This is a genomic window from Vibrio sp. Vb1554 (genome assembly GCF_033344235.1).
The window spans coordinates 1-1,106 of record NZ_JAWPOJ010000389.1 but is presented as its reverse complement, the minus strand read 5'-3'; the positions used below and the strand labels follow the sequence as shown (position 1 = coordinate 1,106).

General features: G+C 46.6%; 2 protein-coding genes. Both read right to left on the bottom strand.

What is annotated here, in order from left to right; translation table 11 throughout:
• The coding region (gene tolA / locus R8N28_RS26525) for a cell envelope integrity protein TolA (protein ID WP_318183829.1) at positions 1–832 on the bottom strand (832 nt) is incomplete at its 3' end.
• A gap of 12 nt (positions 833–844) precedes the next feature.
• On the bottom strand, positions 845–1,106 hold a 262-nt coding region (locus R8N28_RS26520), incomplete at its 5' end, for an ExbD/TolR family protein (protein ID WP_318183828.1).

Genomic DNA, 1,106 nt, shown 5'->3' with positions numbered 1-1,106 from the left:
GAATAAGCTGAATATAGATTGAACTGTAGCGGGAAACCTCATCAGCCACAAATTTCCCCTGAGCCTGTTGGTTTGCACTCGCTTCACTTTCTAGGCCAGCAAAAATATCATCCAGTGCAGCTTCTTGCTCTTTGCGCTCACGTTCTAAACGCTTAAGGCGCTCTTTTTCTTTACGCGCTTTTTCCGCAGCTTCTTTTGCCGCTTTTTCTTTCGCAATGCGTTCTTGTTCAGCTTTTTGAGCCGCCTCGCGTTCACGTTTTGCCTTTTCTTCCGCTTCTTTTGCCGCCTTCTCGCGAGCTACTCGCTCTTGTTCCGCTTTAGCAATCGCCGCTTCTTTGGCTAAACGTTCCTGCTCTGCTTTACGTACAGCTTCTTCTTTCGCTTTACGCTCTTTCTCAAGTTTAGCTGTACGCTCTTTTTCTTGGCGAACTCGTTCTTCTTCTGCTTTGCGTTCCTGCTCTTTTTGCTTGCGAGCCGCTTCAGCTTCTCTGGCCGCTTTTGCATCTTTCGCTTGCTGTTCTTTCAACTTACGAATTTGCTCTTCTTCAGCCTTACGGTTTTTCTCAAGCTGCTCCGCCTCACGTCTTAATTTATCAAGACGATCTTGCTCTTTTTTGGCCGCTTTTTCACGCTGCTGACGAATTTCTTTCGCTTGTTGTTGCACCAGTTTAGGGTCTATCACGACAGCCTGAACCATCTGTCCGGTTGGCTCTGGTTTGGTCATCGCAAAATCAGTACCCCAGAGCAATGCTGCTACCAAGAGAGCATGCAGACCTACCGATATGACTATCGGTTTAGTGTACTCTTTCGATTGTTTCTTTTTGTCTTTCATGAATATTGACGTTTATTCCCTAATATCGGTCAGGAGCCCTACTTTAGGGATTCCAGCACGACTCAATTCATCAAGTAAAAGGACAACATCAGCGTATGGCGTCGCTGCATCGCCGCCTACTGCGACTGGTGAATCAGGTTTGATGGAACGCTCTGCTTTAACTCGAACAATGACATCTTGCAGTGAAAGACCACGTTGCACTTCTTCATCGTTCACGCTTAGGCCTAAATTGCCGTCACGATCGATTTCAATGATGATGAAGCTGCTATCGGTA